This window comes from Listeria immobilis (assembly GCF_014322765.1).
GTDB classification, from domain to species: Bacteria; Bacillota; Bacilli; order Lactobacillales; family Listeriaceae; genus Listeria; species Listeria immobilis.
The window spans coordinates 143407-158978 of sequence record NZ_JAASTZ010000007.1; the positions used below are offsets into that span (position 1 = coordinate 143407).

At 36.2% G+C, this 15572-nt stretch carries 19 protein-coding genes; all 19 read left to right on the forward strand.

Annotated features, from left to right (window positions below):
• Positions 1–73 precede the first annotated feature (73 nt).
• Positions 74–427 carry a P27 family phage terminase small subunit gene (locus HCJ50_RS07240; protein WP_221636100.1) on the forward strand — a complete coding sequence of 118 codons (354 nt, stop codon included), beginning with the start codon at positions 74–76 and terminating at the stop codon, positions 425–427.
• On the forward strand, positions 411–2063 hold the full coding sequence (locus HCJ50_RS07245) for a terminase TerL endonuclease subunit (protein WP_185344833.1): 1653 nt from the start codon (positions 411–413) through the stop codon (positions 2061–2063). Before HCJ50_RS07240 ends, HCJ50_RS07245 begins: the two co-directional genes overlap by 17 nt.
• A gap of 13 nt (positions 2064–2076) precedes the next feature.
• Positions 2077–3264: a phage portal protein gene (locus HCJ50_RS07250; RefSeq protein WP_185344835.1), complete on the forward strand. Its 1188-nt coding sequence runs from the start codon at positions 2077–2079 to the stop codon at positions 3262–3264.
• Positions 3242–3988 carry a head maturation protease, ClpP-related gene (locus HCJ50_RS07255; RefSeq protein ID WP_185344837.1) on the forward strand — a complete coding sequence of 249 codons (747 nt, stop codon included), beginning with the start codon at positions 3242–3244 and terminating at the stop codon, positions 3986–3988. Before HCJ50_RS07250 ends, HCJ50_RS07255 begins: the two co-directional genes overlap by 23 nt.
• On the forward strand, positions 3985–5157 hold the full coding sequence (locus HCJ50_RS07260) for a phage major capsid protein (protein WP_185344839.1): 1173 nt from the start codon (positions 3985–3987) through the stop codon (positions 5155–5157). The genes HCJ50_RS07255 and HCJ50_RS07260 overlap by 4 nt, the downstream gene beginning before the upstream one ends.
• 22 nt (positions 5158–5179) lie before the next feature.
• Positions 5180–5299, forward strand: coding sequence for a hypothetical protein (locus HCJ50_RS07265; RefSeq protein WP_157943356.1), 120 nt, complete (start codon positions 5180–5182; stop codon positions 5297–5299).
• Positions 5286–5585 carry a phage head-tail connector protein gene (locus tag HCJ50_RS07270; protein ID WP_038330186.1) on the forward strand — a complete coding sequence of 100 codons (300 nt, stop codon included), beginning with the start codon at positions 5286–5288 and terminating at the stop codon, positions 5583–5585. The genes HCJ50_RS07265 and HCJ50_RS07270 overlap by 14 nt, the downstream gene beginning before the upstream one ends.
• Positions 5566–5904 carry a phage head closure protein gene (locus HCJ50_RS07275; RefSeq protein WP_038330187.1) on the forward strand — a complete coding sequence of 113 codons (339 nt, stop codon included), beginning with the start codon at positions 5566–5568 and terminating at the stop codon, positions 5902–5904. The genes HCJ50_RS07270 and HCJ50_RS07275 overlap by 20 nt, the downstream gene beginning before the upstream one ends.
• Positions 5891–6307, forward strand: coding sequence for a hypothetical protein (locus HCJ50_RS07280; RefSeq protein ID WP_038330188.1), 417 nt, complete (start codon positions 5891–5893; stop codon positions 6305–6307). The genes HCJ50_RS07275 and HCJ50_RS07280 overlap by 14 nt, the downstream gene beginning before the upstream one ends.
• Positions 6297–6719 (forward strand): hypothetical protein, encoded by a 423-nt coding sequence (locus HCJ50_RS07285; protein ID WP_038330190.1) that lies wholly within the window; start codon positions 6297–6299, stop codon positions 6717–6719. Before HCJ50_RS07280 ends, HCJ50_RS07285 begins: the two co-directional genes overlap by 11 nt.
• 3 nt (positions 6720–6722) lie before the next feature.
• Positions 6723–7301: a hypothetical protein gene (locus HCJ50_RS07290; protein WP_038330191.1), complete on the forward strand. Its 579-nt coding sequence runs from the start codon at positions 6723–6725 to the stop codon at positions 7299–7301.
• 148 nt (positions 7302–7449) lie between these two features.
• Positions 7450–7812 carry a hypothetical protein gene (locus HCJ50_RS07295; protein WP_038330192.1) on the forward strand — a complete coding sequence of 121 codons (363 nt, stop codon included), beginning with the start codon at positions 7450–7452 and terminating at the stop codon, positions 7810–7812.
• A gap of 44 nt (positions 7813–7856) precedes the next feature.
• Positions 7857–7994 (forward strand): hypothetical protein, encoded by a 138-nt coding sequence (locus HCJ50_RS07300; RefSeq protein ID WP_157943357.1) that lies wholly within the window; start codon positions 7857–7859, stop codon positions 7992–7994.
• On the forward strand, positions 7994–11074 hold the full coding sequence (locus HCJ50_RS07305; RefSeq protein ID WP_187127543.1) for a phage tail tape measure protein: 3081 nt from the start codon (positions 7994–7996) through the stop codon (positions 11072–11074). Before HCJ50_RS07300 ends, HCJ50_RS07305 begins: the two co-directional genes overlap by 1 nt.
• Positions 11071–11778 carry a phage tail family protein gene (locus tag HCJ50_RS07310; RefSeq protein WP_185344843.1) on the forward strand — a complete coding sequence of 236 codons (708 nt, stop codon included), beginning with the start codon at positions 11071–11073 and terminating at the stop codon, positions 11776–11778. The genes HCJ50_RS07305 and HCJ50_RS07310 overlap by 4 nt, the downstream gene beginning before the upstream one ends.
• Positions 11778–13904: a phage tail spike protein gene (locus tag HCJ50_RS07315; RefSeq protein ID WP_187127544.1), complete on the forward strand. Its 2127-nt coding sequence runs from the start codon at positions 11778–11780 to the stop codon at positions 13902–13904. Before HCJ50_RS07310 ends, HCJ50_RS07315 begins: the two co-directional genes overlap by 1 nt.
• Positions 13901–15004 carry a BppU family phage baseplate upper protein gene (locus HCJ50_RS07320; RefSeq protein ID WP_185395483.1) on the forward strand — a complete coding sequence of 368 codons (1104 nt, stop codon included), beginning with the start codon at positions 13901–13903 and terminating at the stop codon, positions 15002–15004. The genes HCJ50_RS07315 and HCJ50_RS07320 overlap by 4 nt, the downstream gene beginning before the upstream one ends.
• Positions 15005–15021: 17 nt before the next feature.
• Positions 15022–15405, forward strand: a complete 384-nt coding sequence (locus tag HCJ50_RS07325; RefSeq protein WP_185344849.1) for a hypothetical protein — start codon at positions 15022–15024, stop codon at positions 15403–15405.
• A gap of 18 nt (positions 15406–15423) precedes the next feature.
• Positions 15424–15572, forward strand: a 149-nt coding sequence (locus HCJ50_RS07330) for a phage holin (protein ID WP_187127545.1), incomplete at its 3' end; no start/stop codon positions are given.

A 15572-nucleotide genomic window follows, 5' to 3' on the forward strand; every position in this document is an offset into this window, starting at 1 on the left:
TGACAACGGGGGAGAGTAGCGCCAAAAAATGCAACGTTAATTTTTCACATGAGGGGGTGGTATTGTGTCGTTTATGCGATTGAAAGAAGGCAAAGAGTTAATAACTGCAAGAAATAAAATTGAAAAAGATTTAAAACAGCAATTAAAAGATAAAAATCTAACTAGTCCTATTTATGAGGATAGAGTCAATGCTTATCTATATTATTGGGATATGGAACAGAATCTGTTACGGGATATTAACGAGCGTGGATTTTATGTTGAATATGATAACGGCGGCGGTCAAAAAGGGACTCGCAAAAATGATAGTGCATTATTGCTACAAAAATACACTAAGCAAGCAATGGATATTTTACAATTCCTATCTTTAAAACCACCTTCTGAACAAGTAAAGAATACAGGAAGTGAACTTCATGACCCAGCCCTCTAATGTATATAAATGGCACCCTGCAATATCAGAGTGGATGCGAATGGTTGAAAATGATGAAGTGGAAAATTGTAAAGAACAAAAATTATTGATGAAATATGTCAGAGGCAGGTTAGAACAAAAAAATGTAATCATTGATTATGATACTTTAGATACCGCTATTGCTACGGCAGAGCGGTATTTTTATAAACTTTTCCCGTTCCAAAAATTCATATATGCATTTGTATTTGCTGTATTTGAAATAGATGAAGATGGCGATAAGCAATTAATGTTTAATGACTATTTTATTTATGCTGGTAGAGGCTTTGGTAAAAATGGTTTATTAAGTTGTATGATTTTTGAATGTACAACTAAAAATCATGGCGTGGACCATTATAATATTGATATTGTTGCGACATCGGAAGACCAAGCAAAAACAAGCTTTGAAGATATTTATAACATGTTAGAAGAAAATAAAGAAACGATGAAAAACGTCTATCGCTGGAATTTAGTTGCAATACAACATCGGAAAAATGGATCAACTATCAAATATAAAACATCAAATGCAAGAACAAAAGATGGTTCAAGACCTGGTGCAGTTGCCTTTGATGAAGAACACGCATATGAAGATTATTCAAATTATGCAGTACACACTTCTGGATTAGGTAAAAAAGAACGGTCACGTAGATTCCATTTAACGACCGATGGTTATGTTCGCGGAAGCGTTTTAGATGACAGAAAAGTATTAGCACAACAAGTATTAAACGGAGAAAAGCCAAACTCAAAAATGTTCCCTTTTATTTGCAAGTTGGATAATCCGGACGAAGTTCAAGATAAAACAAAATGGCCAAAAGCAAATCCTATGATTTTATACTACAAACCATTGCGAATTGAAATTGACCAACACTGGGATGATGCGCAATCATCTTCTGAAATCATGGTTGAGTTTATGACTAAAAGAATGAACTGTCCAACTCAAGATCCAACCACTGTAGCAGTAAAATGGGATGATATTAAAGCAACAAATCAACCAATACCAGATTTGAAAATGGCTCCTGCAATTGGGGGCATTGATTTCGCGGATGTTAGAGACTTTTGTGCGGTAGGGTTGTTATTTAAAAAAAGAGGTAAGTATATCTTTAAACATCATACATTCATTTGTGCTGAGTCCTTGAAGATCACGAAATTTAAATTTCCGATTCATGAAGCTGTGGAAAAAGGATTGGCAACTATCATACATGATAATTATATTGATGAAGATTATCCGCTTCAATGGTTTTTAGAACAAGCAAAGGAATACCGCATAATAAATATTGCAACGGATAGCTTCAGATACAAGTCATTGAAAGAAGCATTTACGAATGCAGGTGCGCCTCTAGTTCAAGTCCGCTCTGGTCCATATTCGCATAACAGACTGTCGAGCATGGTAGATAAATTGTTCGCCTCGCATAAAATCATTTTTGGTGATGACATGTTAATGCGTTGGTATTGTAACAATGTAGCTATTAAATTTGACGCACGTGGTGAAAAAACATATATAAAAATTGAGCCGAAGACACGTAAAACGGATGGGTTCTTTGCTTTGCTGCACACACTAATGCTTGATGAAGAATTGCCAGAGACGCGAGAAATAAAACTGTATGATGTGACTACGTATTAGGAGGTGATAAATATTGGGATTCAAAAGTTGGGTGAGTGGATTTTTTAATGAAGAACAAAGAACATTGAATTTAACGGACACGGTGTGGTGTTCTATTCCTTCTGAGAAACTAAAAGAATTGTCTATAAAGAAGTGGGCAATTGATTCTTGTGCTAATAAAATTGCCAACACACTATCTTGTGCAGAGGTACTCACCTATGAAAAAGGTGAAGAAGTCCGTAAAAAAAATTGGTACATGTTTAATGTTGAAGCAAATCAAAATCAGAATGCAACAGAGTTTTGGAAGAAAGCAATATACAAACTTGTGTATGATAATGAAGCTTTGATATTTATGCAAGATGAATATATTTATGTAGCTGATAGTTTTGCTAAAAATGATAAATCACTGTATGAAAACACATATACAGAAGTTACTTTAAAAGACCTCACATTAAACAAAGAATTTAAAGAATCAGAAGTTTTACATCTTACTTTGAATAATGAAAGTATTAAATCCATCATCGATGGGTTTTATTTGCTTTATGGAGATTTGATTTCAGCAGCAGTGAATAAATACAAAAAAATAAATTCTAGAAAAATAATAGTTAAATTAAAAGGTATGTTTGGGCAAGCTCCTGAAGAAGAAGAAAAATTGAGACTTATGTTATCTGAGAGGATGAAGAAGTTTCTAGCTGAAGGGGATTCCGCTTTACCCGTAGAAGACGGTATGGAAATTGATGAGCTTAATGGGGATTCTAGTATTGCAGAGTCAAGAGATATAAAAAAAATGATAGATGACGTCTTTGAGATGATTGCAAATAGCTTTAACATCCCTCTTGGTTTGGCGAAAGGTGACACTGTAGGTTTAAGCGAGCAAGTTAATTCATTCTTAATGTTTAGTATAAATCCTATCGCCGAAATGTTTACCGATGAAGGAAATAGAAAGTTTTATGGTAGGGATTCGGTTTTAGAAAGAACCTACATGAAATTAGATACTACAAGAATTAAGGTTCAAGATATTCAAGAAATTGCGAGTTCAATGGATGTACTGTTCCATATTGGTGTAAATACAATAGATGATAATTTAAGGATGATTGGACGTGAACCTGTAATGAGTCCGGAAACCCAAGAGCGTTTTGTTACGAAAAATTATGCACCTTTAGGTGAGAATGAAGAAGATTTGAAAGGGGGTGACATAAATGAAAATAAAGGAGATTCCTAAAATAGAAAATAGATTAGAGTTTAAAAACAGCTCTGAAAACCCAGAAATCGCGGACCTGTATTTATACGGATCAATAGGTAGTGGCTGGTTTGATGATATTACGTCTAGTGAAGTACAGAATTTTTTAAAAACATCTAGCGTCTCTCAAATAAATGTACATGTCAATAGCGGTGGTGGAGATGTTTTTGAATCCATTGCTATTCATAATCTATTAAAAGCACACCCGGCTAAAATCAGTATTTATATTGATGCTCTTGCTGGGAGTGGTGCATCTGTAATTGCGATGGCAGGTGATGAAATTATTATGCCAAGCAACGCAATGATGATGATTCATAAAGCTTGGACAATAGCAGCTGGTAATGCAGACGAGTTTAGAAAAGTTGCAAATGATATGGATAAGATAGACCATGCTGTGACGGAAAGTTACACAGAGCGATTTGTTGGGGAGCGCGAAGAGTTAGTAACATTACTTACCAATGAAGAATGGTTAACAGCTGATGAGTGTGTAGCACTAGGTTTTTGTGATTCTATAGGGGAAATTGAATTAAATGATGATGAACAAGTTACTGAGAATTCAAGTGAAGCAGTAACAGTAGCAAGTATAGTTGATAAATATAAAGTAGTTGCATCAACTGAAAATAAAGCAATTCAAACAAAAAATAATATTTTTAAAAGTATCGCAAATAGAAGCGATACTTTTTTATTAGGAGGAAATGACAAATGAATAACCTTGATAAAAAAGATTCAGAAACATTGAATATCAGTACGGCATTTTTAAACGCAATCAAAGAAGGCGCAACAGAAGCAGAACAAGTAACAGCATTTACAAATATGGCTGAACAAATTCAAAATAATATTATCAATCAAGCACGTAAGGAAGTAAATCGAGAAATGAACGATAATAATGTACTCGCTAGCCGTGGTGCCAACGCTTTAACCAGTGATGAAAGTAAATACTATAATGCCGTTATTGCGGGCGATGGTTTTGCTGGGGTTACTGACTTGTTACCGCCTACCGTTTTTGAACGTGTGTTTGAAGATTTAACAGTAGAACATCCACTGTTGAGCAAAATTAATTTTGTTAATACTACTGCTACAACGGAATGGATTATTAGCATTGGAGACGTGGCAACTGCTTGGTGGGGTCCTTTATGTGCCGAGATTAAAGAAATTTTAGATAACGGATTTGATAAAATTCAAACTGGAATGTACAAGTTATCTGCATACATCCCTGTTTGTAATGCAATGCTTGACCTAGGACCATCCTGGTTAGATCAATATGTACGTACTATTTTAGGCGAAGCAATGGCGCTTGGTCTTGAGGCTGGTATTGTAAATGGCTCTGGAAAAGACCAACCAATCGGCATGATGCGTGATGTGGACAATTCCAGCACAGATGGACACCCTGAAAAAACAGCTACTCCGTTAACGGATTTAACACCTCAAACTTTAGCAAACGATGTCATGCTCCCATTGACGGACAATGGGAAAAAGTCTGTTAATGATGCTATTTTAGTTATTAATCCAGCGGATTATTGGAGTAAAATTTTCGCAGCTACAACTTACATGACCCCTCAAGGTGCCTGGGTGACCGGAATTTTACCAGTGCCGTTGGAAATCATTCAATCTGTCGCTGTCCCAGTAGGAAAAGCTGTCGCAGGACGTGCTAAAGATTATTTCATGGGCATTGGTTCAGAACAAGTTATTCGCACTTCAACTGAATATCGTTTATTAGATGACGAAACGCTTTATTATGCGAAACAGTACGCAAATGGACGACCTAAAGACAATACTTCTTTCTTAGTTTTCGATATTACTGGTTTAAAAGGTTCACCTGCGATTGATGTAAATGTGGTGAATGACGCGACACCCTCAGACACCCCTGCTGACTAGTGCAGGGAATGGTTACAGCAACATGAAAGTTGTTGAATTGAAAGAGGAATTGGATAGGCGAGAAATTCCGTATAATACTTCTGATTTGAAATCCGACTTGATATTGAAATTAGAGGAGGATGATTTAAATGCAGGTGTCTGATGAAATACTGCAAGAAATAAAAGACTATTTGCGAATCACTTGGACAGACACAACGGAAGATAATCGACTAAGAAAAATAATTGAAAGAGTTTCGGCACGCATCAGTCAATTGGCTGGCGTGCCTTTTACTTTCGAAAAAGAAGATGCTGCAAAACAATTACTTTTCGATGGTGTCCGATACGCATATAATAATTCTTTTGAATATTTTCAAGAAAACTTTATTTCAGAAATTCAAAGTTTACAATTTGACGTGGCGGTGAATGTTAATGCAGAAAGTCAATCATGATACATTTAGCGACGGTGTTTTGCATTATGGATTGTCAGAAACAATTCGCGATACTAACAGAAAACGAATAGGAACAAATTTTGTTAGCAGGGGGAAATTGTTTTATGAAGAAGTTTCTATGCGCGATCAAGATGTTATGAGAATTAATGCGATGGGTAAAGATTTGAATTTAAAAATTAAAACGCCTTATCGAAAAGAAGCTGTCTCCTATCAAAAAATACAAATTGAAGGCACTGAATATGAAGTTAGTTATGTTGATAAAGATAGAAATGTGCGTTTATTTTGGTACTTGACAAGGTCAGGTGATGAAATTGAATGAGCCAACAAAAGAGAGAATTTCAAAACTTAATATGTATTTAATTGCAAAATTAAGTGAAAATACAGGTTTTAATGTCTATCAAGATAATGTGAGTGAAACAGAATTGAACGAAGAACTTAATGGAGTTTATGATTACATTATTTTTTCGACCGGCGGTTTTTCAAAAAGTGATACTTCTCAATTTACACTAGTTCAAGAAATTTCAATTCAAGTAGCCACTGAAAATACTGATGACCTTGATGGATTGCAAGTTGATATTATTACAAGTCTTGAGGGGATTTCAGGAGCAGGTCCATATTATTTTTTAAATTCTACTAAAGGTCAAATTCAAAAAGGACAACAAGATAATTATGTCGATGCGCTGGAATTGAATTTCACTAGGTCGTTTAAGTATGTGTGCTAAATGGTCAGTAGATTTTGCGGACGTTGATAAACTAACTGAATTGATAAGTAAAATTCCAAACAAATCTGAGGAAATAATTAACAAAACCTTGGAAACTAAAGCAGTACCACTTGCAAAACAAAATATTGAGAAGCGAATAAACCTTTCAAAGAATTGGAAAGGACAATTATTAAACAAAAATCACGCGCAAACAGCTGGACCATTTGTTGCAAAAATGAGCAATTTAGGATTTGAGTTAGTTTCCAAACCAAAGTTTAATTACTTGATTTTTCCAGACCAAGGGGTTGGAAAAAATAATAAAACAAAACAAGATTTTATGTTGTTAGGATTAGAAGAATCTACTGCAGAAATAGTAGAAATGTTAGAAGAAGATGTATTAAAAGAGATTAATAATATATTAGGAGGTAATTGAAAAATGGCAACAATCATTGAAGAATTTGACGCAACTCGTGTTACGAACGTTGGAACTAAATTTTCAGAAGATGCTACAAGTATTGCCTTTGGTTGTTTAGGTTCAATCGAAGGAGAAACAGAGTTATTGGAATTAGTAAAAAAATGTGAGGGAGTAGAAACAAAGAAAAAAACTACACCTCAAAAAATGTCACTAACATTAAACGGACATGTGAAAGTTCCTGTTTTACGAGATATTTTCGGACTTTCAAACGAAGGTTTAAAAGCAGGCGTTTATTCCTACGGTGCCGATAGCTTGAGTAAACCTTTTGTACTGACAGCAGATGTATTAGATGAGTTTGAAGCGCAAACAAAATTAATTGCGTTCTCCAATTGTGTCGCGGCAACGGGATTAAAAATAACAGTTGAAAATGGTGCGGATGAAGTTGCAGAAGTTGAATTGGAATTCACTGCAATGATTGATGATAATAGAAAATGTTATTACGAAGCAATTATTTCTGAGTTGGACGAAGCGGACAAGGATGCATTTGTAAAGCAATGGCACACAAATTTCACACCAGATATGGTTATTGCTACACCCTGAAACTCCCCCAGAATTGCTGGAAAAAAGTGAAATTATTGAAGAAAGCATAGGGGACAATTCAGAAGAATACGTACCGGAAGAAGACATTTCAGAAGAGTAAGACGGGGTAGTTTATCCCGTCTTTTTTATTTGTATAGGAGGAATTTTAATGGAATTTACAATAGAGTTTTTAGATGGAACAGAAGCGAAACTAGATTCAAATGTCACTATGTTAACTTTATATCGTTTGCAAAACGAAGGTGATGGCGCAGTGGACGGGAAGTTTTTAAAAGGATTTATGCAACAACAAATGGATTTAGACCCTATTTCTATTGCTCAAGGAGTATACGCCGCGTACAGACAAGCGAATGATAAAAAAGATGCGAAAAAATTTGAAGAATTTATGGAAAATTATCAAATGGATTTAGAAGTAGACATGCAAGTATATTTTGCAATTGTCACAAAAAAATCTAGGGAAGAATTTGCAAAACAATTTAAAAAGAAAACAGGTAGTTCAAAAGGAAAAAAATAAAACTGCCAGAAATCGTAATAGAATGCGTTGAAGATTTATACACATTGTATCTTTATGTGTTCGAATTAGATAGAAATGATGTCTGGCAACTACCACTTAAATCTGTACAGATGATTGCGGAAAGAAAAACAGCAATCGAAAAATGGTCCAATTATGAAAATGAAAAGGCAGGTGGAAAATAATGGCAAGTAACCAGCCGAAAATAACTTTTAAAGTGTTTAATCAAGATTTCAATAGTGCGATGTCACAAATGAATGCTGAGAGTAAGAAATTCAGACAAGAATTAAAATTAGAGCAAGAGCAGTTGAAAACTACTGGTTCTGAGACAGATAAATTAACAGCTGATTTAAATGGATTGCAAAAACAATATGATGTAGCGAGTCAAAAAACAAAAGAAACTGCTCAACAATTAGAGAAAGTTAAAACACAATTTGGTGAAAACAGTACAGAAGCAAATAAAATGGAAACAGCATTGAAAAGTGCACAAATCACAGAACAGCAACTAGCGAATAAAATTGAATTAACAACTGATGCATTAGAAAAAGCAAAATCAGCAGAATCTGGACGAGTCGCTTCATTAAATAAATTACAATCAGAACAATCAAACTTAGAAGCACAATCAGCAAAATTAGCGAGTGAATATAAACTAGAATCAGCGGCTATGGAAGGGACTGCTACAGAAGCCGAGAAGTTGGCAAGAGCAGAAAAGTATCTCGCTGATCAGACAGATGTCGCAGAGCAAAAAATTAAAAATATGGAACAACAGTTAGAACTTGTCAAGCAAGAATATGGTGAAAATAGCACAGAAGCTTTAAAAATGGAAACATCACTAAATGAAGCTAAGACATCTGTTTCAAAGCTTGGGGATGAATTAACAGAGTTTAAAGGTGACTCAAATAATGCTGGACAAGGAATGGATGAATTAAATAACAAACTATCTGGCGCTGTCATGATGGAAGCGGCGGAGCAAATTGCAGCCGTTGGTGAAAAACTGAAAGAAATTGGTCAGTATGCATTAGAAGCTTTTAGAGAAGTAGACGAAGGATTAGATACAATTATTACAAAAACAGGAGCTACCGGAAAAGCCGGAGAAGATTTATCGAAAGTGTTTGATAACATTGCTGGTAAGTCTAAATTTGAGTTTCAAGCAGTTGGTGATGCTGTAGGAGAACTGAATACTCAGTTCGGATTTACAGGAAAAGAATTAGAAAAAAATTCAATGAAATTATTAAAGTTCTCTGATATTAATGGTTCAGATGTTACTGATAGTACTTTGAAAGCAAAACAAGCGATGGAAGCTTATGGACTGGAAAATAAAGATTTATCGATGATTTTAGATTCTGTAACTTATGTCGCGCAAGGTACCGGACAAAGTGTAGATGATATTTTTGACAAAGCTGTCAAAGGGGCGCCGCAGATTGAGGCGTTAGGATTATCTTTTGCCGATGGTGCGCAACTTATGGCAAACATGGATAAAGCGGGCGTGGATTCCAGTGCTACATTATCAAGTTTGACAAAAGCAAGCGTGGTGTACGCAAAGGAAAATAAAACACTTGCCCAGGGCTTATCTGAATTAGAAGATAAAATACTCGGTGCGAAGACTGAAACAGAAAAAATCAATATAGCGGCAGAAGTTTTTGGAACAAAAGGTGCGCCACGGATGGTCAAAGCCATTGAGGATGGTCGTTTAAGTCTCGATGGCTTAGCAGGAACAGCAGAAATAGCAACAGGCACTGTTTCTAAAACATTTGAAGCAACACTGGATCCAATTGATCGTCAAGATGTCGCATTGAATAATGTGAAAATGGCGATGGGAGATTTAGGCAATTCGATAGCAGAGGTACTAGCTCCTATTTTAGATGTGTTATCATCTCTTTTGCAAAAAGTATCGAGTTGGTTCAATAGTTTACCTGCTCCCATTCGACAAGTAACTGTTATAATCGGGCTTTTAATTATAGGTTTTACCGCTTTGCTGCCCGTAGTTACTGCGGTTGTTGCGATGGTAGGCATATTAGGAACAGCTATGTTACCTGTTATTGGGATTATCGCTGGAATTGTTGCAGGGATTGCTGTATTAATCGTTGGATTTAAATGGTTATGGGACAATTGTGAAGGATTTCGAAACTTTTGGATTGGACTATGGGAAAGTATAGTATCCGCATTTCAATCCGCATGGGAGTATATTCAACCTGGAATACAAGCAATTGCGGACGCGTTGAAAAAGTTTTGGGAAGAATATGGTCCGACAATTATCGGGGCGTTGCAGGCTGTGTGGAATTATATCGTAGATTTCATTGCTTGGTTAGAACCGGTTTGGACATTCTTATGGGAAGGATTGAAAAGCACACTCAAATTTGTATGGGATGCAATTTTAGTTGTTGTAAAATTTGCTTTAAACTATCTCGGAGGTTTAATTGATTTTTGGGCAGGTATTTTTACAGGGGATTGGGATAGAGTATGGAAAGGCATTCGAAAAATGACAAGCGCTGTTTGGGAAGCTATTAAAGGTATATTTTTTGCGGCGGTCGAATGGGTCGACAATATTTTAAAATCCTTTGGAATTGACATTGGTGCCATTTGGAAAAGTATCACTGATGCTACAAAATCTGCATGGAAATGGATTGGTGATCATATCATTAATCCTATTAGAGACGCAAATAATAGAGCTAAAGCTATTTTAGCAACTTTTAAAGCCGCTTTTAAGATTGCTTTTGATAGCATTAAAGAAAATATTTCTAACGCATGGTCTAAAGTGGAAGATAAAATTATAAGACCAATTTCAAATGCATATGATAAAGTTAAAAAGATTTTGGGGGACATCAAAGATACATTTGAAAAATTGGATATTAAGTTCCCAAAGATCGAGATGCCAGAATTGCCTCATTTGAAGACGAAAGGGAAATTTAGTCTAAAAGAAATGACAGTGCCAAGTATTTCCGTGGATTGGCATGCGAACGGTGGGTTCTTTAATTCCGCCTCTGTAATCGGCATTGGGGAAAAAGGTCCAGAAGCCGCTGTGCCTCTTCAAGGAAAACGCATGGATCCTTTTGCTGATGCTGTATCAAATAGAATGCTATCATCTTTACCGCAAATGGCTCAAGGTAAAATATCAGAAAATAATAATGATGTAAAAGTTGAAATCAATATGAACAATAATCTATATGGTGCTGCTGATGAGGACAGATTGGTCAACAAGGTAAAACGAGAAATCACAAATGGAATGAATTCTAAAACGACGGCGTGGGGAGGGCGAACATCTTGAATTATCAAATATTAATAGACGATACACCTTGCACTGATTATGGATTATGTGTTACAGAGAGACCGGTTTTAAAAACACCAGAACAGGACATTGAAGTCAGAGAAATCAGAGGAAGAAATGGAGCTTTTGTAATTCCGTACGGATTTAAAAATATCGAAGAAGAAATTTCATTCAATTTTTTAGACGACACTAAATCATTCAAACAACTATTTAGAGAAGCGAAAAAGTATTTTATGAATGGAAAAAAACTTGTGTTTTCAGATGACCCCCATGTTTACAGAAAAATAGTCCATGTGTCATTTGCCGATGCTGAAAATACGATATTAGAGTACGGATTGTTTAATGTTATCTTCACTTTAGATCCATTTCAATATATTAATACAAGCATTATTGATATTGATAAAGGGGATTTGCTTATGAATGAAGGTAGTGTGGAATCGCAGCCCTATATAAAAATTTTCGCAACAGGGGATGTCACTTTGAACATTTCAGGAAATAACTTTATTTTTAAAGGAATTGATGAATATATAGAACTCGATTGCGAAAATTTAATGGCATACAAGACAGTAAATGATGTAATTGCTCCAGCTGACGATAAAATGTTTACTCCAGATTTCCCTGTGCTCCAAGCGGGAGAAAATTATTTTGATTGGATTGGAAATGTCGAAAAAATCGAAGTTAATCCGTATTGGAGGTATGTGTAATGATACCAGTTTTATACAGTTCCAAAAGTACTAATTTTGACAGCAATGGCTTAGGACTGCTAAAAGATACTATCTCTGCATCGGTGGATGAAACTTTAAACGGTTCATGTGAATTGACAATTGAATATCCAATGACAGCTAGATTGTTTGATGAAATAATTGATGAATCTATTTTTAAAGTGAAGGCAAATGAAGCGCAAAATTTTCAACTTTTCCGAGCATATAACATTGCGTGTGACGAATTTACTAGCTCAATCATAGTCAAGGCTAGGCATATTACAAATGACGCTACTTCGAATTTTGTAGAAGATTTCACTGTCGAAAATATCACACCTGGCGCCGCTTTGAGTAAATTGTTTTCTTCTACCGCTTACCCTTCTAAATTTTCTGGAACGTCAGACATCACTACTTTGTCAAGTACAAGCATACAACGAAAAAACCCGCTTGAAATTATTGCAGGTGTGGAAGGCTCGCTCTTGGACGTATGGGGTGGGGAGTTAGTTCGTGATAATTTTAGTATAAATTTATTAAAACGTCGTGGCAGAGATAACGTCGCATCTATTAGATATCGAAAGAATTTGACTGGTTTAGAAACAGATGTAGATACTGAAAATGTAATTACTCGCATTTATCCGTTTGCAAATAAACAAGATGTAAACGGTAATGAACAGACAATAGTATTACCTGAAAAATATTTAGACAGTGAACATATTAATGCATATTCGAATATAAAAATTTTACCAGTCGATTATTCATCTGATGAAGAAGTGACAGATGTTACAACTCTTAGAAATGTAGCTGGAAAATATTTTACTAATTCTAAAACTGACATACCAGAGATAAATATTAAAGTATCTTTTGAACCCCTCTCTGAAATGAGGGGATACGAAAAATATAAAAACTTAGAAATGGTTGAACTAGGTGACACTGTAACCGTTTATCATCCGGATTTGAATGTAAATATTACTGCAAAAGCGGTTCGAACAAAATATAATGTCATTACTGAAAAATATGAAGAAATAGAACTTGGCAGTATTAAAGCTGATTTTACAGACACGTTAAAGTCAGACATTAGCAAAGTTGTCGATGAGGTTCCTACCCAAGATTGGATGCAGAATGAACTGAAAGCAATAGGTGACAGCATTCAAGGTGCGAATGGGGGAAATATTTATACATTTCCTACTTTCAAACCTTCAACAATGTATTTTATGGATACAGATGATGTGAATACTGCTAAAAAAGTGATGGTTATGAATAGAGAGGGCATAGCGTTTTATCAAAACGGAATAACTGGCACTCCTAAAACGGCTTGGGGAATTGATGGGAAATTTGTCGCAGATTGGATTGGAACCGGTACGTTGCGAGCGATTGACATTGAGGGCGTAACCATCACAGGTTCAAGCGGATATTTCGATGTTTTATACTCAAGTTTTTTACCAGGTCTTCCGGCACCGCAGTATCGCGAAGAACTTCAAATGGGCGGTGGGACTGGTTTTAATTTAACTGCACAGTCGACAAGTAAGCTTTATCCTGCCATGCAAGTTCGGATGAACACAAACGGAGATTTAGGTCTTGCGATTGAAGCTGTGAACGAAAATACAGGTGCAATTGATGCGGACAGAGTTGTCAGACTATCACCGTTTGCAGGCATCGAAACTCCTTTGATTCAAAGTGACGGCTGGTGTTGTATAGGTGCTAATTCGGACGGGAAAACCGCTTCTATTGATCGTCACACGTGGGTTTCTGGCGGTGGTCCTCAACTGCGCTATGTGCCGCATCGAGCTAGTAATTTTGAGACTGCTAGTTCAGAGGAATACAAGAAAAATATACGTAAAGTAAAGAAAACTGCCTTTGGTAAAACAGCGAAGCAAGTCATAAATGAAACAGATGTTTTTACGTATTCACATATCGCAGATGAAACTAATGAAAAGAAAATCGGTTTTATTGCGGAACAAGCTTCTGATTCATTGACCACCGCAGACGGAAAGGCAATTGATTTATATAATTCCGTTGCATGGATTTATCAATATGCAAAAGAAAACGAAGCAGAAAAAGAAGCATTAAAAGCAGAAGTAAAAGAGCTGAAGGACTTAGTTAATAAATTAGTGAATGAGGTGAACAAATGAGCAACTTACGAAAAATAAATGCAACGTTAGACTTGAACAGAAAAAGTTGGAGTATTGAACGTATTGAAGCGATTCAGGGCGATATTGATTCATTAACAATTGCGGCGCGAATCGTCCTAGACGGTAAAGGGATGGACTTAACTGATTATACGCCTACTTTTGCGGTGGTGCTTCCGGGAACAAGCGAGTATGTCATTGACGATTTACATTTTGATATTAGCCGATTGAGCGAAGGATACTTCGAATATACTTTCGTAAAAGAAGCGTTTTCAGTTCCGGGCGTATATGATACAGCCCGTTTTATTTTGCAGAAAAAAGACAAAACGGAGCTAAGCGGTATGCCTCGTTTCACTTATTACGTAGAGAAAGACCCGCTTCAAGGTAAAGTTATTGCTGAAAGTTATATAAGTGATTTCGAGCGATTAGAACAAATGATACATGATGTTGAAACAGAAATCGCAGGCTTACATGATGAAGTGACAAGTGAAAGTATGCGATTAGATACTGAAATAGCTGAACTTGACGCAAAAATTGACACAGAAACGAGTAAATTGCAAACAGAAGCGAATAATCTACAAACGCAATTCGATAGTTTTAATCCGTCACAATTTGCACAACAAACGGACTTAAATGCACATGTAAATAATGCGGATATTCACGTAACATCAGCGGATAAAACGAATTGGAACGCAAAAGAAACGACTGTTGGCGCACAAGCGAAAGCAGATGAAGCGCTTGATGGCGCGAAAACAGATGCTGCAAGTTTGTACGAGCCGAAAATTGCAAAAACCGCATGGACGGCGCCTGTGCTGAATAGCGGATTTTCTATATTAGACAGTAGATTTCCGCCTCTGTATCGACTGAAAGGGTCTACACTGCAAATAAAAGGTGCTGTAGGGCGTACGACAGCGACAGGGGCTATTTTTACGCTTCCAGTAGGTTTTAGACCGGCAGAACGCCACGGATTTGCGGTGGCGATGGTCATAGGTGCGGCAGGCGCAGTCGCTACTGTGTATGTTCATGATGACGGTCGTGTCGAGTTGGTTTCTGCGTCAGGGAATTACAATTTATGGTTAGAGATAACGTTAGATATTGATTGAGGTGGTGAGCAAATGAGATGGAACAAGAATTAAAAATTTCTAACGCTGAGTATCTTAAATTAAATAAAAGGATACAAAGCAATGAAAAATATGTCGAATCGCTAAAAGAAGATTTACAAGAACATAGCGAAGCGATGAGTAAAATGCAAGCGGAATTAGAAGAAGTGAAACACAATCGTGTTTTAAATGAGGACACTCTATCTCTGATGATGGAGAACGCCGTACGCAACGGATTAAGTGATGTAATGAGTGAGATAAAAGCACAAGATGAACGCATTAGAAATTTAGAAGTAGATAAGTATAAAACAGCTTATAAATCATTGTCATGGGCTTCTGCTGCTGGGGGCGTCGTAGTAATTGGCGCTATTGTCGCAGCTATCCTCAAAGCAATTATTAATTAAAAATAAGGAGTGAACAAAATGAAAAAAATTAACTGGAAGGTAAGATTTAAAAATAAAACGTGGGTTATCTCAACGATAGCCGCGTTATTCTTCATTGTGCAAGCGGTGTTGCTTGTGTTCGGGATTTCATGGGATTATAACGAATTGCTACAGCGACTTATCACCGT